We start from the raw sequence: 21876 nt of genomic DNA, 5'->3' as shown, positions 1-21876 counted from the left end.
GTCGCCGATGTTGCCTGTGGTAATATTGACGCCAATCGGCCGCGCAGGGAAGCAGAGCCTCAAGGATAACCGCTGTACGATCACACGGGCTTTAAGGGATGAAGCTGGCTTATATCTTGTGGGGAATACTTCTGCTTTGCCTGTGCGGTTGGGCACAGGCGGGGACCCTGACGGTTTCCCCGGATCTGCAACCGACTTCCCTGATACCCCGGCTGCGCCTGCTGGAGGATCCGCAGGGGAAGCTGGATTTCGGCCAGGTACGCTCCCCGGAGTTTGGTGACAGGTTGCAGCCGTGGAACCGGGCGGCGGCCAATTTCGGTTATACCTCCTCCACTTACTGGGTGGCATTCACCCTGCGCAACCCGACGGACAACCCCCTTTCGCTACTGGTCCGCCAGGACTACCCGCTGATCGATTACCTGGATTTCTGGGCGCCGGATGGCCGCGGTGGCTGGCGGCATATATCCACCGGCGACCGGCGTGCCTTCTCCAGCCGCCCACTGGTACTGCGGGATTTCGTTTTCCCGGTAGCGCTACCGCCGGCGAGTGAGCGGACCTACTACCTGCGCTACGAGACCCAGGGGGCATTGAATATTGGCCTGGCTGTCAGCAGTGAGAGTGCCTTCCTGGCGCGGATGAGCGTGGAGCAGTTTCTGCTCGGTATCTACTATGGCGGCTTCCTGGTGCTGGTGCTCTACAACCTGTTCCTGTTTATTGCCGTGCGGGACAGGGCCTATGTCTACTACATGGGCTATGCACTCAGCTACGGTCTCTACTTTGCGGTGATCAACGGTGTGGCTTTCCACTTCGCCTGGCCCGACAATCCATGGCTCGGCAACTGGAGCCTGATTGTGTTGCTCGCGCTCTCCCTGGTATTCGCCACCCGCTTTGCCCGGGAAGTCTGCACGGCGGCCCAGTTGGCACCGCGTATAGACCGGATCGCACGGGCGATACAGTTTATGCTGATCCCGATGCTTGCCGTCGCGCCACTGGTTGGTTACCGGCCGGTAGTCACGGCCTTTACGGTATTTGCGCTGCTCGTCGGTTTGCTGCTGTTTGCGATGGGTACGGTCAGTGTAATACGCGGATCGGTTTCCGCCCGCTATTTCATGATGGGGTGGGCAACGCTGATTGCCAGTGTCATCATCTATATCCTGAAAACCTTTGGCCTGCTGCCACACAATGGCTTTACCCACAACGCCTTCCAGGTGGCGGCGCTGATTGAAATGGTGTTGCTTTCGCTGGCACTGGGTGCGCGCGTGCGGCTGATTCGCAAGCGGGGCTATATCGATGAACTCTCGAGCCTGTATAACCGCCGCTTCTTTGAGGAGCAGCTGTCGCGCGAATTCAGTTTCGCCGCGCGTTCCGGGACCCAGCTTTCCTTGCTGGTGATAGACCTGGATCACTTCAAGGAGATCAACGACCGCTACGGCCACCGCAGGGGCGATTCCGTGATTGAGGCTGTCGGGCAGCTTATCCGGCGGCAGATCCGCAAGCCGGTCACGGCCTGCCGCTATGGCGGCGAGGAGTTTGTGATACTGCTGCCGCGCACAAACGGAGAGCAGGCAGTGGTGCTGGCGAAGCGGCTGGTGGGCACCATCGCGGAGCTGCACCCGAACGGCGTGGCCCTGACCACCAGCATCGGTGTGGCAAGCCTCGAGGGCAACCACTTCAGTCTGCCGATGCAGCTGTTCGAGGCGGCGGATTCCGCTCTCTACCTGGCCAAGCAGCGGGGGCGGAACCGGTATGCTGTCTGTGGGGGAGCCGCGTGCCAATATGACGATGGAGGTGCCGTGAATATCGTGGAGCCGGATGTCCTCTGAGTTCCCCCTTGAATCGACTTGTCAGTTGTCTCAAAACTGTTTTGGCCAAAACCACCCATCGCAGTCGTCATTCCGGATCGAGTCCGGAAAGACGACTCTACGAACTGGATACAGGGTTTATCAGCGTTATTCGTATTTTCGGAAAACCTGTTCGAATGCGTTTTCGTAAATATTAAGCTAACGGCGTGCCGCTGTTTGCGGCGTCGCGATATTCTCCCACCCGATTATCGATGTGCCATTATCTTCCTGTTTGCTGCCCCGACTCTGGTATTGAGTGTGCTGTAAGGGGATAGTTATTCCGCATTTTTTCTAATAATGGAAATAAGGAGAATATATCCATGACAGAACAGGATTATAACCTGCGCTACGATATCCAGTCCCGCCTGATGGAGAATATGTTGGAGAGTGCGCCGGTTGCCGGTGCATCAAAAATAGAGTCGGTATCGGATGATAGCGGTCGCCTGTATGTTTTTACCATTGGCAACGATGGCGCCCTTTACCAGATTGTCAGCGATGAGTCCTCTCTGACCAGTTGGAAGGCTTCGCGACTGGAAACCCCGGTATCGATCGTCGACTTTTCCGTCGTGACCCTTGGCAACAGTCTCTATATCTACCTTATCGGGTCCAGCAAGATCTACCGGGTAGTGTCGTCCGGCCCTTTGCCGGACAACCCTGCGTGGCAGGATTTGACGGCCGGTATTGTATTCAATTCCGGCATGAGTTTCAGGAAAATACGCAGCGGAATATGGAATGCGGAAGAGGTATCCTTTGCGCTGATTTACCAGTGGGAGGGCAGAAATCGTTTATATATACCGCTTCTGAGTTCGCTCGTGTCAATCAACTCTGACGAACAGATCCAGGATGTGGCATTCGGGACCATGCCGGAATCGGTCACCGGGCATTCGGGGAATGATACCGTTATTTTCCTGGGGTTCGGATCGTCGTGGGAGGTTGTCAGTACCAGAGGTGAAGCGCATCAAAACAATAATACCGGTATCGATAACTTCTCGGTCGAGTATGACAATGGCCTGTTGCTTTCTGTCGCCGCATCGTTACCGAACGGCTCTGCAGCGGTACTGGGGCCGGATGGCAGCTTCACTGTGCTGGATGGGCCGGCGTCTGCGGCACTCGGCGTATCACAGTATCCCGAGGAGATCGGTTCCAATCCGATGGTCTTTACGGTATCGCCCGGAGGTGGCCTGTTTTACTCGGTGCGCGATGCGGAAAACACCACCGAATGGACACAATTGCTGCCATTGGGCGGTGCATTGCTGAACGGCCGGGAACAGCTGACCGTGTGCCGGGACTCCAATGGTTATCCACACCTCTTTGCCATCAGTGAGAATGGCCGGGAACTTTTCCATATCTGGCAGGACATGGAGAGTACCGATTGGCGGCTGGCCCCGGTTTCGATTGATTATGAATCGGAGGTAGTCAATTTCTCCTCGTACACGACGCGTGTGCAGGTCCTGGATGTCGACGATTACGGGAACGATTCCCCGGTCCCCCACAAGCCGGTCCGAATCACCGCGACCGATTACCTGAGCGCAGTGATCAACGGCCGTTCCTACCAGCTGAACCCTGACCAGGCGGTTGTATGCGAGACCAATGCCGCGGGATGCCTTACTGTTGCCCGCCTGACCCTGGCCCTGAGTACGCCCAGCCTGACCCTGTCGTCGGACGGGCTTCCCGACGTGATGGTGCAGTCGGAAACCTATATCGCCGATGCGCTTAGCAAACCGGATACGCCCGAAGCCCTGGCCTCGATTCTCTCCGGGGCCCATACCAGGGTGACCGGCCAGAAAGTGGTGATCGCGGACGAAGACACGATACTGGCGGTATCCCAGGCGATCTACCAATGTGCCGATTACATCAATACCGGCCTGGACCAGGCCGGTTCCGGTGTGCTCACGCAAAGGACACGGGGTTCCGGTGCGGTTCCTGTCCGGGAGGGAGCGCCGCTTCCGAACCAGCTCGACCTTTCCGCTATCGATGACCATCACTGGGTCATCCACTTCGAGGACGGGCGGGCCAGTTTCCGGTGGCTGGAGGCTTCCGAAGTGGCATCGAGTGCATGCGCCCAGGGCCAGAGTGCGGAGGGGTGGACCTGGGGCACCCTGTGGAACGCGATTCGCCAGGAAATCACCGAGCTGCGCTGCGTACTGGTGTCAAAGGTCTCGAATGCATTGAATGTGGTGGTCAAGTTCGTGGTCGACGGTGTCGAAACCGTGTTTTCCTATGTGGTCGAGATTGCCCAGCAGGTCGTGGATGTAATCCAGGGTTGCCTGGAGTCCATTGGCACCGCCTTCCGCACACTGTTCGAGTGGCTGGGAACCCTGTTTGACTGGTCGGATATTCTCAACACCCACGATGCCATCCGGATCCTGTTTACCAAGTACCTGGACTACCTGGATAGCCTGGCCCAGTCATCGGAAGAGAAAGTGAGTGCGTTCTTTGACGAGGCCATTGCCAATTTCCAGCAGGACTGGAATCAGCTACTGGGAGCCGGGGCTTCAACCACGATGGGCGGTCTGCAGCAACAGGTGGCTGCAGAAACCGGCGTGGCGGATACGGGTAGCCCGCACAGCAACTGGTTGCAGGACCAGCTGGTGAACCAGGCCCAGTATGCCGGTTCCGTGGGCAGCCCGGCGGGGACCATCCCGCCCGCCTACCAGGAAAATGCCGAGAGCTTCACCACGAGCCTGGCGGCGAGTCTCGACGAGCAAGCGGGCAATGGAGAGGGGACCATATCCGAAGAGCTGGCCCAGACCCTTGGGCAGTTGTTTGTCGACCAGAATATCAAGGATATTCCCCTGAACGACCTGGTGGCGACCATCGGCGACGAGATCATCGAGGAAGGGCTGGATGCGGTCAAGAGCGTGATTCTGGAAGCCATCGATGTCCTGGACGACGGCTTGCGCACTTTCAAGACGGTATGTACCTCGGAGTGGAATGTGCCGCTGGTCAGCAAAATGTACCAGAAGGTGGCCGGTTCCCCGCTGACACTGCTGGACCTGTGCGCACTCGTCGCTGCGATACCGGTAACGGCTACCTACAAGTCGGTGGAGACCGGTGTGGACGTCCTGAACGGCGAGCCGGTACCGAATCCGCCGGCGCAACCGTTCAGCGACGAGGCGCTGTGTGTCATGAGCCAGCTTACGCCGGACCAGTTGTATGGCGGGGCCCCCATTGACTGGAGCAGCCTTTCGTCCTCCTGTGGTCAAAGCAGCCTGGTAGTGGCCGGACAGGTACAGGACGTGTCGACAGAGAAGCTGCCGCAACTCCTGCAGGGCATTTTCGGCCTGATCAACGACGCGGTCTTCGGGCTGAATTTCTCACTGGCCGCGGTAAACGATTTTGCCAGGCAACCGGCAATCAATGGCGTGAGGGAGGCCCTGAACCTGGTGTCGGGAGCATGTACCTACCCGTTCTACCAGTCCGCCAGTACCAGCGACGAGGTGCAGGAGGCGAAGGTCGGGCTGTGGGGTGCCAAACTGACATTCACGATGTTCAACCTGCCGGCCATCTGGTATTTCCCCGGGGAGGCCCTTCGGGTCGTATATCCGATCATGAAGTCGCTGGAGGGGTGTATCCAGCTGGGCTACAGCCTGAATATTCCCCATGTGGAAAGTGGCGGCGAGCACTATTACGAGCCCGCCTCCATCCAGAATTACTGCAGCTGCGTGATTCCCATGAGTGGCGTTATCAGGCCGGGGCTTGTGGCCCTGACAGACACGGGCCCGGGCGCTGTGGTCGGCGGCACCGGCCTGGTGGCCATCTACTCGGTAGGTGGTGCCGTCGTTGTCGGGCTGAATACGTACCAGGCCTTGACCAATATTGCGGAGGCGGCTGACTAAGCGGCACTCGCGTTGCCCCGACCTGGCAGGGTTTTGGAAGGTGCTGCCAGGTGGGGGCTCGTGTGACTTTCCCGCCCCGACGCTATTCACTCCCCTCGATCGAACTCCACCGTTTTACTCCCAGGCTCTCGTGGGGAGCCGAGATAAGATGGTTTTGACGCAAACCTTGCACTGACCGCTTGACATTGTCCGCATCCCTATTCATTTTGTTAGCGCTAACATGTTGGCGTAAAGAGAGGGCGGTTCCCGCATTGTGCACAGGGCGGGACTTCTCGGACCTGAAAATAATGACAAACAGCTATGGAGAAGCGGTCTGATGAGAACTCTATTCACGCTAATCACCCCTGTCGCCTGTTCGCCGCCCGCCGGGCGGATGCGTAGCTCCTCGCGCGCAGAAAAAATCTTCCGGCGAAACTGTTCCGGAACAAGTCCGTAACGCAATTCCAGCGCTGCTCCCTGCCGCTTGCCTTATCCCTGTCCTGTCCGGCTTCCCGGACCGGGAGGGCTGTGCTGACAGGGCGGGTTGACCGCTGTATATCGCCTGAGGGCTGCCGCGGTACGGTGCAACGCACTTTTTCGAAACCCAATTTGAACAGGAGATGGACTCCATGAAATCGATCAACCCCGAAAAAATACGCAGGTGCGGCGGGCGTATCGCCGCGACCATTTTGTGTCTCGCCGTCCTGCTGCCGGCCTGGGCCGGTGCCCAGACCCTGACCTCAAACCAGACGGGGACCAGCAACGGGTATTTTTACTCTTTCTGGACCGATGCACCCGGCACGGTATCCATGACGCTGGGCTCCGGCGGCAACTACAGCTCCTCCTGGAGCAACACCGGCAACTGGGTCGGCGGCAAGGGCTGGAATCCCGGCGGGCGCAGGAGCGTCAACTACTCCGGCACCTTCAATCCATCCGGCAACGGCTACCTGGCCCTGTACGGCTGGACGAGAAATCCGCTGGTGGAGTACTACATTGTCGAAAACTGGGGCAGCTACCGGCCCGGTGAAAGCGGCACCTATTTCGGCACCGTGACCAGCGATGGCGGTTCCTACGATATCTACCGCACCCAGCGGGTCAACCAGCCCTCCATCGACGGCACCGCCACCTTCTACCAGTACTGGAGCGTGCGCCAGCAGAAGCGGACCGGCGGCACCATCACCACCGGCAATCACTTCGATGCCTGGGCCAGCTACGGCATGAACCTGGGCAACCACGACTACATGGTGCTGGCGACCGAAGGCTACCAGAGCAGCGGCAGTTCCAATATTACGGTGGGAAGCAGTGGCGGCAGCTCCGGCGGCAGTGGCGCCCCCTCCGCGACGGATATTGTCGTGCGTGCCCGCGGGGCAGCCGGCGGCGAGCATATCAACCTTCGCATCGGCGGAACGGTTGTCGCCGACTGGAATCTTTCCACCAGCAGTGCCGATTACACTTATTCCGGCAGTGCTGCCGGCGATATCCAGGTGGAGTTCGACAACGATGGCGGCAACCGCGATGTGATTCTGGACTCCGTCTATGTAAACGGTGAAACCCGCCAGGCCGAGGATATGGAGTACAACACCGCGACCTATGCCAACGGTGAGTGCGGAGGGGGCTCTTATGCCGAAACCATGCACTGCAACGGCGTGATCGGCTTCGGTGATACCGGCGATTGTTTCAGCGGCAACTGCGATGGCTCTTCCGGTGGCGGGGCCAGTTGCAGCGGCTATGTGGGAATCACCTTTGACGACGGCCCCAATTCCAATACCGCTACCCTGGTGGGCCTGTTGCAACAGCACGACCTGACACCGGTGACCTGGTTCAACTGGGGGGCGAATGTCGACAGCAATGCGCACCTGATGTCGCAGCAGTTGAGTGTCGGGGAGGTCCAGAACCACAGCTATACCCACCCACACATGAGCGGCTACAGCTACCAGCAGGTATACAGTGAGCTCAGCCAGGCCAGCCAGGCGATACAGAATGCAGGCGCTCCCACACCGACACTGTATCGGCCCCCCTACGGCGAGGTGAACGGCACCATACAGCAGGCCGCGCAGGACCTGGGCATGGGGCTCGTGACCTGGGATGTGGATTCACAGGACTGGAACGGTGCCAGTACCTCGTCGATCGTCAATGCGGCAAACCAGCTGCAGGATGGCCAGGTGATCCTGATGCACGACGGTTATACCAGCACCAACAACGCCGTTTCCCAGATTTCCGCCAACCTGTCTGCAAGGGGATTGTGTCCCGGCAGGATCGACCCGGCGACCGGCAGGGCGGTGGCGCCCTAGTGGTCCATGCGGAAAGTTTGGTGACTAAGGAGCACAGCCAAAGTGTTCAGATCAAGGCGAGAAAGCGCAGGAATAGTGGTTCTATTTCAAGCTTTCTCAACGCAGAGCTGGACGCTTTGGCGACGCGAACAGTTACACAACTTTCCGCATGGGCCACTAGCCCGGATATTTCACAGGAGCCACGATGATCGCGCTGAGCGTGCAGAGATCAAGCGAGGGCGTGGCCAGCATTGGCCGGTGACAATCTGTCCCCGCGGAGATCCCTGAAAACATTAACGAAAACATAAAATTACGCTGAATACTAAGCGGCCTGGTGAAATATCCGGGCCAGGAAAACATAAGAATCAAACGGGCAGACTCCTCCGGTAGCGGTTGTTTTTCCGGCGCATTGAGCCGCTGTCGGGGAGTCACCCCAGTGGAGATACGATGATGAAAAGCCTACACCGATTTTTTCTTGTAATGGCCTGCCTGTTTCCGGTTGGGCAGGCCTGGGCCTCCTATAGCTGTACGGTAACGCCCTCCAATATCTGGAGCAGTGGCTATCAACTGGACGTTACTGTCACCAACGATGGCCCCGCTGCCATCGCGGAATGGGAAGTCGTTCTGGATTTTGGCGAGCCGGCCAATGTGACCAGTAGCTGGAATGTTGAGGTCAGCGGTGGCGACACTGTGACGCCGTCGTTCAGCAATTGCTGTAGTTGGAACGGCAATCTGGCAGTGGGGCAGAGTGCCGGTTTCGGTTTCCAGGGTACCCACGATGGCAGCTTTGAATTGCCCGTCTGCACCGGCAGTGGCACGCCGCCGGGCGGCTCCTCCTCCAGTTCCAGCAGTTCCGGTTCCAGCAGCAGCTCCTCGGGCTCCGGCAGCGGTGGCAATTCCTTCCTCGTCAGGGCCCGCGGCACCAGTGGCCAGGAGTCTGTCACTCTCGCTGTCGGCGGCACCGCCCTGGAGACCTGGACCCTGGCCGGCAACATGCAGGACTACACGGCAACGAGCGCCCTGGGTGGAGAGATTACACTGGAGTTTACCAACGACAACGGCACGGACCGGGATGTGCAGGTGGACTATATCCAGGTAAACGGCGAAACGCGGCAGGCCGAGGACCAGGCTGTCAACACCGGCGCCTGGGGCAACGACAGCTGTGGTGGTGGCTCCAATAGCGAATGGTTGCACTGCAGTGGCTATATCGGCTTCGGAGCCGTGTCCGGAGGCGGCTCTTCCTCGAGCAGTTCCTCGTCCGGCAGCAGTTCGTCCGGTTCCGGCGGTTCTTCCGGTGGCGAAAACTCCGGGCGGGACTGCGCTGTGCCATCCATGCCTTCCTACAGCCAGCTGCCGGATATCGGCAGCCTGCCGGATCCCTTCCGCTCGATGAGCGGTACGGATATCACCTCCCGCGATGAATGGACCTGCCGGCGCGCCGAGATCAGCGCCCAGGCCCAGCACTACGAACTGGGCGAGAAGCCCGCGCCGGAGACCGCCAGCGTCAGTGGCTCCGGCAACGGTTCCGGTATTACCGTGAACGTCTCCGCCGGCGGCAACTCGATCTCCTTCAATGCCTCCATCAGCCTGCCCACCACGGGCCAGCCGCCCTATCCGGCGATGATCGGTATGGGGGGTTCCAATCTCAACAACGATGCCCTGCGCAATCGCGGCGTCGCGGTCATCAATTTCCCCAACAGCGAGATTGCGGAGCAGTTGGATGGAGGGTCGCGCGGGCAGGGCAAGTTTTACCAGCTGTACGGCAGTAGCCATTCCGCCGGTGCCATGAGTGCCTGGGCCTGGGGCGTAAGCCGCCTGATCGATGCGCTGGAGCAGACTCCGGGAAGCGATATCGATCCCTCGCGCCTGGGGGTCACCGGCTGTTCCCGCAACGGCAAGGGTGCGTTGATCGCGGGTGCACTGGACGAACGTATCGACCTGACCATCCCGCAGGAATCCGGCTCCGGTGGCGCCGCCGCCTGGCGGGTATCGGATGCGCAGCGGGCCGCCGGCCAGAATGTGCAGACGCTGAGCCAGATAGTGACGGAGAACGTCTGGTTCCGCGATTCCTTTTCGCAGTTTTCCAACGCCGCCACACGCTTGCCGTTCGACCATCACGAGGTCATGGGGCTGGTCGCTCCGAGGGCGCTGCTGGTGATTGAAAATACCGATATGGAGTGGCTCGGCAACGAGAGTACCTACACCGCCTCGGTGGTGGCGCGGGAGATCTGGCACGCGCTGGGTATTCCCGACCATATGGGAGTGTCGCAGGTCGGTGGGCACAGTCACTGCCAGTTTCCGTCCTCACAGCAGGCGGAGCTGGATGACTTCGTCGACCGCTTCCTGATCGGCAGCGGCTCTGCGAATACCAATGTGGTGCGCACCGATGGCAATTTCAGTGTCGATCGCGGCCGCTGGGTGAATTGGGATACACCGGCGCTGCAGTAAAATGCCGGTGCGGGGGATGGTTCTGCCATCCCCTGTTTCAACGGGTTCCGCCCCGGATGCCGGGGCGACATCGGTTTGAAGCCGTTACCGTATGAACGAGCGCACGGCATCCCCAACCGGGGTGTCGCCATCTGTCAGCTCGATAATTTCCCGTTTTATTTCGGGCGTCTCAATCAGGCAGGCCAGGGCAGCGGCCACGTTGCCACGGGCTACGGTGCCATAGGGTATTGCCAGGCCGGCATTCACCCGACCGTCGCCATCCTCGCTCACCAGGGTACCCGGCCGGACAATCACCCAGTCGAGATCCGAGGCCGCGACCGCATTGTCTGCCTGCCGTTTATTCTTTATGTAATGCTCGAATCCCTCCTTCTGCGGTTTGTCCCGGCGGGCATCCATAAACGCCGAAACCAGGTACAGGCGCGATATGCCGTTGGCCCTGGCGGCCTCGAGCAATTTGACCGGCCCCCGGCCATCGATTGCGGTGGTACGGTCCGGGCCACTGCCCGCCGCGCCGGCGGAAAAGACGATGATATCGTGCCCCTTGGTGGCTTCAGTGAAATCGGCGGCCGTCATCGCCATCAGGTCGCCCTGATAGGGTTCAATGCCTTTTCCCTGCAGGACGTCCGCCTGTTCCGGCTTGCGATGCAGGCCGGTGACAGTGTGGCCCGCGGCGACCAGCATGGGGCCGAGCCGGGAACCGATACCGCCGGTGGCACCGATAAGGAATATGTTGCTCATGACTTCTCCCGAGATTTGGGTTGTCCGAAAACGCTGTATGCTGCCGAAGGGCGCCAGCCATACGGCATGGTAACTGGCGCAAGGTCGCGGGTTAACCCGCCGCAGTGTAGTACAGAACGAAAATGGGCGGCCCGAAGGCCGCCCATTCGTTCACAAATCAGGTTATCGATACCATTGTTTATTGAACATCAGTCCTCCGCCAGCAATTCCGCCTCATAGAGCTTGAGGATATCCGTTGCCGGAACCGCATCCCCGTAGATCTTCAGCTCGTCCATCATGCCGTCGTAGGGGATATCCCAATAGTTGACGCCCAGCGCGAAATGGCTGGTTTCCACTGCACCGAAGATGTCCGGGAAGTTGCTGCCGCTGAATTTTTCCTCGCCGTTGATGAACACCCGGGTTTCGCCGCCTTTGACGGTAACCGCCAGATGGGTCCAGGTGTGTGCGGAAATCAGTTCACCGGTGTTGGCATCGTACCAGGCGGTGCCGGACCACAGCTTGGTCTCACCCTCGCCCCCCTGGGGCACCAGGCTGATCCAACTGCTGTCGGTCGCCCAGCCGAAAAAGGTGGTGGTGAAGTCCGTCAGTGCGGACGGGTTCAGCCACAGCGTGAAGCTGTAATTGTGGTCGCCAATCAGGTCGTCCGGCAGAACCACACCGGTCCGGCCGTCAAATACCGCGGCCTGGCCCACAACACCCTCAGCGTAGGCGATACTGCTTTCCGCTGGCTCGTCGATCGTGGCACCGACGGTGGTACCGGAACCGAAGTTACCGGTGGCTTCGCCCAGCGTCTGCTCGAAGCCGTAGCTGGCGACCGGGGAGGGCAGGTCGTTGGATAGCACCGTTGCCTCGAAGGTCCTGGTCGCCTGTGCGCCATTCAGGCGCAGCTCCGCGGTCAGGGTAACCAGGGCATCCGCGCCCTGCGGACGGGTGACCACCCCGGTGTCGCCGTCGATGGTAATGGCGGCGGGATCGGACGAGGTCCAGCGGATGGCCGCGGCGTAGGGGCCGGTTACCGGCAGTGCCAGGTCCTCGCTGACGGCGGATAGGTCGCCCGGGTCCAGGATCGCCGCGGCGGAGGCCAGCAGCTCTGCGTCGCTTTTGTTTTCGATATCCAGGAAGCGGACTTCCTCCGCAGTCAGCGCGCTCTCGTAGACCTTGAACTCGTCGATCAGGCCGTTGAAGGGCTGGTCCCAGTAGTTGACACCCAGCGCAAACTTGCCGGTGTTTTCTGAGAAGTAATCGGTGATGTTGCCGGCAGAGAACTTCAGTTCACCATTCAGGTAGACATTCACCAAGCCGTTGTCCACCGCGAAGGCCATATGGCTCCAATCACCCTCCGGAATCCTCTCGCCTGCGGTGCCATCAAAATAGAGTTCACTACCACCCCAGAGCATGGTGTTGCCGTCCCAGCCTTGGGGAACAAAGCTTAACCAGTTGTTGGAGAAGTCATTGCCGTTATTGTCGGTTTGCTCGTTTACTGCGCCGAAGAAGGTGGTGCTGAAGGCCGTAATCACCGTGGGGTTGGCCCAGAAGGATACCGTGTACTCGTAGCTATCGATCAGTCCACCCGGCAGTTCCACCCCGTTGCTGCCGTCCAGCTGCAATGCCCGGCCGTCGTGGCCGGCGGCGAAGGCGACACTGCCGTTTTCATCGGAGATCAGGCTGCCGGTGGCGGTGCCGGCGGCAAAGCGCCCGGCGGATTCCGCCAGGTCGTCTTCAAACGGATACCAGGCGGTGCGGTTGTACAGCTGGCGCTCCGGTACCGTGACCGTGAAGTTGGCACTGGTGGTGATGCCGTTCAGGCTGACGTTGGCGGTCAGCGTCACCGTCTGGTCCCCGTCGCCCACGTTCGGGCGAATGACGCGGCCGCTGGGCTTGATCACCTGGTCGTTGCTGCTCAGCCACTCGATGGTTCCCCCGCGGGTGGTGCGGGTGGGCAGATTGACCTGGCTGTCCGTGGTGCTCTGCGGCAGGCCCAGGTCCGCGGTAATGGCACCCAGCGTGGCAGAATCCCCTCGGTCGTCCATTCTCAGGCCCCAGATGGATTCGCCACTGCCGGAAACGGCGGTGAATACCGGCACCAGTTTTTCCGCCTGCGCGTTCCATTGCCACTGGGTCACGCCTTCGTATTCCACGGTGGCTCCGTCGATTTCCAGGCTGAAGTGAATCTGTCGAGGGATGTCCACATCGTGCACATAGTTGCCGGTGATCTCGCCGCTGACACTGCCGTCGTCATTGAGGGTGATGTACTGGGTCCGCTTGGCCTCGCGATTGATGTCCTTGCCGTGGTTGATGAATTTGTAGGTGCCGTTCAGGTCGTTGCTGTCGACAATGTTGTCGCCCTCGATCGGCGCATAGCGCTGGGGGGAGGCCACCAGCCAGCCATCGGCATTGACATACAGTTCGTGGACTCGCACCGAGTGTTGCTCACCGCGATCGGGGAAGCGGGTGTGGGTGAACAGCAGGTGTTTGCCAGTCTCCGCATCGTAGTAGGCAGAGTTGTGGCCCGGTGACAGGTAGCCGCGGCTCGCGATCGGGTCGCCGACGTGGGATTCGAATTCAAACCCGCCCATCAGTTTCACGCCGTAGGGCTCGATGCTGTCCCAGTTGCCGCGGGCCTCGGCCATATCGTTGCCCTTCGCATCCAGGAAGGGGCCATCCGGATTGCGCGAACGCGCCACGCGGATGTTGTAGCCATCGGTGGAAACGAAGCCGCCGAAGGACATGAACAGGTAGTAGTAGTCACTCTCCGGGCTGTACAGCATGTAGCTGCCCTCGATGGCGCTGTGGTCGCCGCCGGTGAGGTGCTTGCCGTAGCCCTGGCCGGCCACGGGCATACCGGTGGACTCGTCCATCTCCAGGATAAAGATACCGCCGGAATAGGAGCCGTAGGTCATCCACAGCTTGCCGTCGTTATCGTAGAAGACGTCCGGGTCGATGGTATTGGGGTGGATGCTGGGGTCGTAGCTCTCGATGCCTTCGGGACCGTAGCCCGCGGCAACTTCTTCGGCGGTCATGCCGGAACGCAGGAAAATGCCCAGGTCGGTGTAGGGGCCCTCGATCGAATCGGAGACGGCGACGCCCAGGTAGGAGCGCGGCGCATTGCAATCGCCGGCTTCGCTTTCGGGGTTGGCGCAGTGGTTGTAGTAGAAGTAGTAACGGCCGTCACCGAGCTGGATCACGTCCGCGGCCCAGGAGCCCTTGTGGCCACCCACCCACTCGATACCTTCGGCGATTTCGCTGGAGTAGGTGGTGAACAGGATGTTTTCGTCGACTGTGTCTGCGGTTATACCGTCTGCGACGGTTTCCCAGGTCATCAGGTCGCTGGACTTCGCGGCGGCGAGATGAGAGCCGAAGACATAGTAGCTACCGTCGCCATCGCGGATGACCGATGGGTCGTGAACGGGCATATCGTTGTACTGGATGTCGCTGGCGTTTGCGGTGGGATTGGCTGTGTCGGGGACTTTTTCCCGTTCGGGCTGCGGGTCGGGACCCGGGACCTCCTCCTCTGGAGGGCCTTCCAGTGTGTACGTCTCCGGTGGTGACGAGGAATCTCCGTCACATCCGTAGAGCGGTAGAAAAATACTGAGCGCAAGCGTAAGCCTGCCGATTGTCGCGGCAACTTTCATCGAAAGCCTCCCTCATCATTATCTTTATTTTTTGACTTTTTAATCCCCAGCAGTCACCCGGAAGACAAATTCACCCTAGTGAGGCCGGGTGCTGACCGCTGTCTGGTACGGCTGGAAAGCGGCATCAATGCCAAGGGAATGGCCATCTTGCCAATAGAGTTATGGTATTACAATAATATTATGTTCTGGCAGACACCTTAGACGGCACTTCTTAACGCGAATCAAGGCCGGTATCGCGCGATAAAACCCTGCCAATCGGCCGCTAACAGGCCAAAGCCGACCTGGATGTCCGACTGCGAAGAGCTTTTGAGTCCGGCTGTCAGGGCGGGTAAGAAGAATGGCGGGAAAGGGAGGAAATCAATAAATTGTATCTATTTTGATCATAAAGTATAACAAAATGGACTTATTGGGCGTTGACTAGCGAAAATTTGCTGGATAATATGCCGATTCATAATACAAATAGGCGTAGAGACAGGTTCTCCCTGATCTACCCGAATACAAAATTGAGAGTGCGCATCGACTTGAGTTGAAAAGCGCGCCAAAATAATAAGTAGAGAGAGGATAGAGCGATGAGAGAACCGCGTTTACAGTGCTCCTCTGCCGCGACGCCCCAGGCGGGCCTCCGTGGACGGCAGCGCTACTCCTCCCCGGCCGACACCCGAAATGCCGGCACCAGCCCGATTCCGAACAAGAACCCTCTGCTCTCGACAAGCAATTCCGGTTCTTACCGCCACGACTCCTTCCACATCCCGAACGCTTTGCGCAACCCGTGGGTGGAATCGAGTCTGGCAACAGCGCCCGCTGACGTTTAGCGCGGTGTTCACCGGGCCAGGTGCTGTACGACCGGGCCCTGAAAATTCGGCAGCAAAATAATAACACCCAGATGGGAGATGATTATGTTCAAGCAACGATTGCTGAGTTCCTCTATCGCCATGGTTACGGCTGTGGGTAGTGCGCAGGTTATCGCGCAGACCCAGAGTGATCAGGCGCTCGAAGAGGTTGTCGTTACCGGTGTCCGTGCCAGCTTGGAAAAAGCGATCGAGATCAAACAGCAGAAAATGCAGATCGTTGACTCTATTGTCGCTGAGGACATTGGTAAGTTCCCCGATAACAATGTTGCGGAAGCATTGCAGAGAGTGTCTGGGGTGCAGGTAACAGATCGCGGCTCAGGCGAAGTCTCCAAAGTGGCTATACGCGGCCTCGATGACGTTACTACCACGGTCAATGGTCGCCAGCTCTTTACTGCTTCAGGCCGATACGTCGCATTGGCAGACATCCCTGCAAGCCTCCTGGCTGGAGTGGATGTCTACAAGACCCGTAATGCATCCCAGATTTCCAGTGGTATTGCCGGTCAGATTGATATTCGGACTCATCGCCCGTTCGATTTCGATGGCAGCAAAGCTGTATTTGCCGCTCGTGGGATCTATCAAGAGCAGTCTGATTCCACTGATCCGGTACTGAGTGGATTGTTCTCCAACAGCTGGGAAACCGAGGCCGGCAGATTCGGGGCACTGGTGAATTTATCCTACGCGGAAACAACTTACCGGGACCAGAGTGTAACTCCGGGGGCCGTAGTCCCGTTTGTAACGGCTGATGCACCCGAAGGTCTGCTTCCCTACGAGCGTCTGTTTCTAAACCACCCGAATGTTGCTGAAGACCCGATCTGGACACCGGGTCTTGAAAGTGGTCTACCGAACAGTGCCGGCTCTACATTGAGCATCAATGGTGAAGAGGTCCCCTACATCCTGGGTCGGGATGCAATCTTTGCCAGTGACTTCACGGGTAAACGTGAGCGTCCGGCTGTAAATGTCTCTTTGCAGTGGGCTCCCAACGACTCCTCCGAGTATCTGTTTGAAGCCTTCTACAACGGCTATCGTAACGAGTCTTTCAATTCTCTGCTGTTCAGCTATGCGGACTGGTGGGGAACAGATAATTCACATCTGCCAATGGGTGGAGATGTAGAACTATATGAAGGCTCAAATGTTGTTAAAGCTCGAGACGTTGCGGATGCGGCGGGCTTTACCAGCGGTGATCTTACAGTAGGTAAGACTGATAGCTTCGTCTATGCTCTGGGCGGTAACTGGGATATTAGTGACAGTTTCCGTCTTTCCTCCGAGTTGCTCTATCAGGACAGCGAGTTCGAGGATGACTTTGCAGCGATGCGTTTTAACCGTGGAGCCTATGGTGTTGGGTTGGACTTCAATACCGGCAACGGTATGCCGTCCTGGGCTTACTATGATAATCCGAACACGACTGATGTCGATGAAAGCGACCTGACGGATTCTTCCCAGTATGCGGTTGCCAACTTCTATGACAACGGCAGTAGCCGGGAGAGCGACGCCATCACCTTCACTCTGGATGGCGAGCTGGATTTGGATTGGGGGGCTTTCCATCTATTGGAGTTTGGTCTGCGCCATGAAGCGCGTTCTGCTGCGGATGCTGCTCGAACACAAGAGGGTATCGTAGACGGGCTGTCTCTGGACCAGTTTGGTGGAAACCTGATCAGTATCAATAATGGTTTCTTCGATGGTCGAGCGAATGTACCGACCTCATGGGCGGTAGCCAACGGCTACTATCTCCACGACAACATTAGTGATGTCCGCGATATTTACAGCTTGCCTACTGAGGAGTTGCTGACCACTTTTGCTATTGATGAGGATACTACATCCGCCTATGTGCAGACGGATTTTGATGCAGGTGTTGTCGATGGCCAGCTTGGGTTGCGCTATATAACCACGTCCCGTGATATGAGTTTCTATGACGTGGATAATCTCAATGATGATGGTTCTGCGCCTCGATCTTCAGCCGATGCAAGTAACAGCAAGCTGCTGCCTAGCCTGATGGTCCGCTATCACATCACCGATGATTTGATGGCTCGATTCTCTTATACTGAGACGCTGCGACGTCCAGAGTTCTCTCAGCTGAACTCCTGGATCTATTATTCTCCGAGTACCACCAGAACCAACGGAACCGCTACTGGCGGTAACCCGGATCTGCAGCCGGTAGAGTCCCAGAACCTGGACCTCTCACTGGAGTGGTATTTTGCGGACTCAAGTGCTTTATATGGAACTTTGTTCCGTCGAGATATTGAGGGTTTCGTCTACGATTCCAAGAATCTCATAATGCATCAGGCACCGACGGAAGATGAGGAATCTATTTATATTCTTTCTCAGCCGGATAATAGCTCCGACGGGGTGTTGGAAGGTTTGGAGGTGGGGCTGACCTATTTCCCGTCAAATCTGCCTGATATGCTGGATGGCTTTGGTATTCAGGCAAGTTACACGGCGTTGGATTCCAGCCAAAAAGTGCCGGATTACAATGACGAAGGAAAACAGATTGGAATGACGGATGCTCCTATTTTTGGTGTATCTGATTCTTCGTATAGTGTTGTTCTGGCATACGATAAAAATGCCCTGGATATGCGATTGTCCTACGTCTGGCGTGATGACTTCCTCAACAATCATGAGGCGGCCAGTTTTGCCAATCCTATTGGTGTGTATCGGAAGGCAGAAACCAGTATGGATTTCCAGGCCAGTTATGACTTGACGGACAACATGGTAGTCACCTTCGACGCCACCAATCTTACTGATGAGGAATATCAGAGCTACTACGAAGATCCCACTCTTTACAACTTTGGTAGTTCAATCTACAGCCGCACCTTCGCACTGGGTGCTCGCTACTCCTTCTAATCGATCCCTTCAGTGCGTCTCACAGTTAGGCAGTCTTCGGGCTGCCTTTTTTGTATCTGGTGAAAATCTGTGTCCCGGTTGCAGCGAGTGGAGGCGCCGGTTGTCGATTCTGTTTCGGGCCGTTATCGGCAAATTGGGGTGTTTGGGAAATACTGCTTCAGGCGGGATCGGGAAAGTTGCGGTTTGTTTGCAGTAATAATTTGATTCAATAGTCATAAAGTATAATAAAAAGTGATTTTTAAGCGTTTTTTCTATGGTTTATTGCCGAAAATATGCATAATAGTAATACAAATAAGGGGTTGTGGGTCTTCAGGGTAGTAACGGACGCCGCTGTATCAGCTCCCGAAAATATAAGAAGCGCTCAACAGGTTTGTTGAACCAAGCGTCAAAATAATCAATGAGATAGCGATGAGAATACAGCGTTTTTGCGGTGTGTCCGTTGGCATCACTACCGGTGGCTGTCGTGTCAGTATGATGCGAGCCATACCATTCTTCTCGCCTTCGCCATCCCAAGCTCGAATGCCGTTTCCGGCACTTTTATTTCAGGTGTCAACAGATTGCCAGTTTTCTACGCTGTCGCGATGATTCGTGTTCGTCACTCTGTTGTTCCCGAAATCCTGATTAGAAGCATAAAAACCAAAGATGGGAGAAAACGATGTTCAAGCAGAAGAAACTGAGTCTGTCCATAGCGCTGTTGGCGACGCTCGGCGTCGAGGCACACGCCCAGGGCAACGGCGAGGTGCCGCGGCCGAGTGAAACAGATCCGGCACTGGAAGAGGTGGTGGTCCGCGGGGTGCGGGGTAGTCTGCAGAGCGCCCAGGCGATCAAAATGGATGCCCAGCAGGTGGTGGATTCCATTGTTGCAGAAGATATCGGCAAGCTGCCGGATAACAGCGTGGCGGAAGCCCTGCAGCGCGTGACCGGGGTGCAGATTGCCCGCGCCAATGGCGAGGCCTCCACGGTGCTGGTGCGTGGCTTGCCCAATGTGGTCACCACCCTCAATGGCCGCAATATTTTCACGACTACCGGTCGCGGTGTATCCCTGTCGGATATACCGGCGGACCTGTTGCAGCGGGTGGATGTAAAGAAATCCGCGAGTTCGCAGGATGTCGAGGGCGGCATCGCCGGTGTGATCGATGTGCACCTGCGTCGTCCGTTTGATTTTGACGACGGCTTTACCATTGCCGGTGGCCTGCGGGAGGTCTATAGCGAGCAGGCCGAGTCCACCGATCCGGTGGGCAGTGTCACCATGAACAATAACTGGAGCAGTGGTGGTAGTGATTTCGGGGCCATGTTCAGCATGTCCTACCAGGATCGCGGCTATATGGACCAGGTGAACTTTGTCACCGCGCCTTTCGCCACTGAGATCACCAACCCCAATACCAACGAGCCACCGAACCCCGGTGAGCCGACGCTGATTCCCAATGTGATTGGATCCTATTTTCGCTATGGTGATCGGAATCGCACCTCCTACAACGGTGCTTTTCAGTGGAGTCCCAACGACAACAGCGAGTATTACGCAGAATTTTTCCACGTCGGTTATGAGCAGGACTCACAATTAAATTTCTGGGTGCCGATCCCATCCTGGGGCGGGCAGTTGGGTTATGTCACAGAATACAAGCCCGGCACCAATGTGGCTCAGGAATATGTACGCGACGATTCGCCGGGTACCATCACCAGCAACCAGGCATTCGTCAACAGTTCCGATACCACCCAGGTTGCCTTCGGTGGCGAGTGGAACTTCGACCGGCTGACCGTAAGGAGCGACCTGGCCTATACCGCCAGTGAGGCGGACAGCGAGGGCTTTATTCTCGATCTGGCCTTTTTCGCTCCGCGTATTACCTATGACTTTTCCAAGAATGGCACAGGTGCGTCGGATATCATCATCGAAAATGCTGACGGTACGGCCTACGACCTGAGCGATCCCTCGCAGTATTTGTTGAACCAGTTCTTCGACCAGCGCAGTCGCCAGGAAGGTGAGGAAATCAGTTGGAAAACCGATTCCCGCTATGTCTTTGACCAGGGTGTGATGACCTCTGTGGATTTCGGTATACGCCTTAGCCAGCGCAATGCGTTCAACCAGTCGGCAGATACCGGTGGTCTTCCGGGCGATCCGGACAATCCGGTATTTCTCACGGATTTTCCCGGCTTGGAAGATATGACCCCATCGGGTTTCCTGGACGATGTGGTGGACCTGAATACCACACAGTGGTTGACCCCCAACCGCGAATACCTGCTGGCCCACCGCTCTGAAATCCGCGCAGCCATGGGCTACGATCCGCTGCCCGGTGGACCGGAATATATTCCCGAGTTGTTTTTCGATAATGACGAGGACAACTATGCGGCGTATGTGAAGGGCAACTATGAAACCGAGCTCGGTGGTATGCCGTTGGATGGCCAGTTCGGTGCGCGCCTGGTGCGCCTGGATTCTACCCTGCGCGGTACCAGCGCCATCCAGCAGGGCGGGGAAACGGTGTTTCAGTCCGTGGATTCGGAAAACAGTACCACCAAGATCCTACCCAGTGCCAGCGCGCGCCTCAGTCTGCGTGAAGACCTGTACCTGCGCGGCGCACTCAGTGAGACGATCACCCGCCCGGGTTTTGCCGACCTGAATCCGTCCACGGCCTATTTCCAGCCGACCCCGACCCAGCCGGACTTTGGTACTGGTAGCGGAGGCAACCCGGAGCTGGAATCGGTTGAATCCAGCAACCTGGATGTGAGCCTGGAGTGGTACTTCGGTGACGCCAGCTCGCTCAGCGCGGGCCTGTTCTATCGCGACATCGACGGCTATATCCAGCTCTACGCCTCAGAGGAGCTGCGCGATAACGTGCCCTATGAAGTTACCCGCCCCCAGAACACCGGCTCCGGTTCCCTGGAAGGGGTCGAGCTGGCCTATACGCAATTCTTCGATAACCTGCCGGGTTTCTGGTCCGGCTTCGGTATCCAGGCCAACGCGACCTTTATGGACGGCGAGACCGAATCCCCGCCCGATGCCGACGGCAACACCGAGATGCAGAACCTGGCCAATGTTTCGGATGAGTCCTACAACCTGATCCTGCTGTATGAAAAATACGACTTTTCCGCACGGCTGGCTTATAACTGGCGCAGTGATTATTACCTGAGCTTCAACGAGGCCGGCGACCAGCCGGGCAGCTCGGTGGTTGTCACGGAGACGGATTCGCTCGACCTGGCCCTGAACTACCACTGGAACGAGAACCTGAGCTTCCTGCTCGAGGCCACCAACCTGACAGATTCCGTCTACAGCGACTACTTCGGCGGCGGTGGTGGCAACGACGAGTACCTGTACCCGCGGGATACCTTTGCCCGTGAGCGCACATACTCGTTGGGGATGCGTTTCCGCTATTGACTGGAGTGACCGGGACGGGGCGCCACCTCGTCCTTTCCCGCGCGGTGGCGTAGAATCTGCAGCCGATATTCGG

At 57.8% G+C, this 21876-nt stretch carries 8 protein-coding genes; 6 read left to right on the top strand and 2 right to left on the bottom strand.

Features of this window, described 5'->3' with window-relative positions; genetic code table 11:
• Nucleotides 1-98: 98 nt before the first annotated feature.
• The 4 genes from MWN76_RS16555 to MWN76_RS16540 all read left to right on the top strand — a co-directional run bounded on the left by MWN76_RS16555 (nt 99) and on the right by MWN76_RS16540 (nt 10377).
• On the top strand, nt 99-1823 hold the full coding sequence (locus MWN76_RS16555) for a diguanylate cyclase (protein WP_250463315.1): 1725 nt from the start codon (nt 99-101) through the stop codon (nt 1821-1823).
• A gap of 338 nt (nt 1824-2161) precedes the next feature.
• Nucleotides 2162-5680 (top strand): PLL family lectin, encoded by a 3519-nt coding sequence (locus MWN76_RS16550; RefSeq protein WP_250463312.1) that lies wholly within the window; start codon nt 2162-2164, stop codon nt 5678-5680.
• A 608-nt stretch (nt 5681-6288) separates the two neighbouring features.
• Complete coding sequence (locus MWN76_RS16545; protein WP_250463309.1) at nt 6289-7950, top strand: glycoside hydrolase family 11 protein; 1662 nt, start codon at nt 6289-6291, stop codon at nt 7948-7950.
• Nucleotides 7951-8376: 426 nt separating this feature from the next.
• A complete protein-coding gene (locus MWN76_RS16540; protein WP_250463307.1) occupies nt 8377-10377 on the top strand; it encodes a glucuronyl esterase domain-containing protein in 2001 nt (666 codons plus the stop codon).
• A gap of 84 nt (nt 10378-10461) precedes the next feature.
• On the opposite strand, the gene MWN76_RS16535 is transcribed toward MWN76_RS16540, so the two are convergent.
• Both MWN76_RS16535 and MWN76_RS16530 read right to left on the bottom strand, forming a co-directional pair.
• On the bottom strand, nt 10462-11115 hold the full coding sequence (locus MWN76_RS16535) for an SDR family oxidoreductase (RefSeq protein WP_250463305.1): 654 nt from the start codon (nt 11113-11115) through the stop codon (nt 10462-10464).
• A 188-nt stretch (nt 11116-11303) separates the two neighbouring features.
• Entirely contained in the window at nt 11304-14747 is a 3444-nt protein-coding gene (locus MWN76_RS16530) for a LamG-like jellyroll fold domain-containing protein (RefSeq protein WP_250463303.1), read from the bottom strand.
• Nucleotides 14748-15643: 896 nt separating this feature from the next.
• On the opposite strand from MWN76_RS16530, the gene MWN76_RS16525 reads away from it, so the two are divergent.
• The gene (locus tag MWN76_RS16525) at nt 15644-18436 is read left to right on the top strand and encodes a TonB-dependent receptor (RefSeq protein WP_250463300.1); all 2793 of its coding nucleotides are present in this window, start codon (nt 15644-15646) and stop codon (nt 18434-18436) included.
• A 655-nt stretch (nt 18437-19091) separates the two neighbouring features.
• Entirely contained in the window at nt 19092-21803 is a 2712-nt protein-coding gene (locus tag MWN76_RS16520) for a TonB-dependent receptor (protein WP_250463299.1), read from the top strand.
• Nucleotides 21804-21876 lie beyond the last annotated feature (73 nt).

The organism is Microbulbifer litoralis (genome assembly GCF_023634065.1).
GTDB classification, from domain to species: domain Bacteria; phylum Pseudomonadota; class Gammaproteobacteria; order Pseudomonadales; family Cellvibrionaceae; genus Microbulbifer; species Microbulbifer litoralis.
Note: the sequence above shows the minus strand (reverse complement) of the source record. Positions and strands in the feature narration are given on the sequence as shown.

Bases quoted from the DNA above. Each gene is read 5' to 3' on its own strand.
- MWN76_RS16555 (WP_250463315.1), top strand. From the start codon at position 99: ATGAAGCTGGCTTATATCTTGTGGGGAATACTTCTGCTTTGCCTGTGC.
- MWN76_RS16550 (WP_250463312.1), top strand. From the start codon at position 2,162: ATGACAGAACAGGATTATAACCTGCGCTACGATATCCAGTCCCGCCTG.
- MWN76_RS16545 (WP_250463309.1), top strand. From the start codon at position 6,289: ATGAAATCGATCAACCCCGAAAAAATACGCAGGTGCGGCGGGCGTATC.
- MWN76_RS16540 (WP_250463307.1), top strand. From the start codon at position 8,377: ATGATGAAAAGCCTACACCGATTTTTTCTTGTAATGGCCTGCCTGTTT.
- MWN76_RS16535 (WP_250463305.1), bottom strand. From the start codon at position 11,115: ATGAGCAACATATTCCTTATCGGTGCCACCGGCGGTATCGGTTCCCGG.
- MWN76_RS16530 (WP_250463303.1), bottom strand. From the start codon at position 14,747: ATGAAAGTTGCCGCGACAATCGGCAGGCTTACGCTTGCGCTCAGTATT.
- MWN76_RS16525 (WP_250463300.1), top strand. From the start codon at position 15,644: ATGTTCAAGCAACGATTGCTGAGTTCCTCTATCGCCATGGTTACGGCT.
- MWN76_RS16520 (WP_250463299.1), top strand. From the start codon at position 19,092: ATGTTCAAGCAGAAGAAACTGAGTCTGTCCATAGCGCTGTTGGCGACG.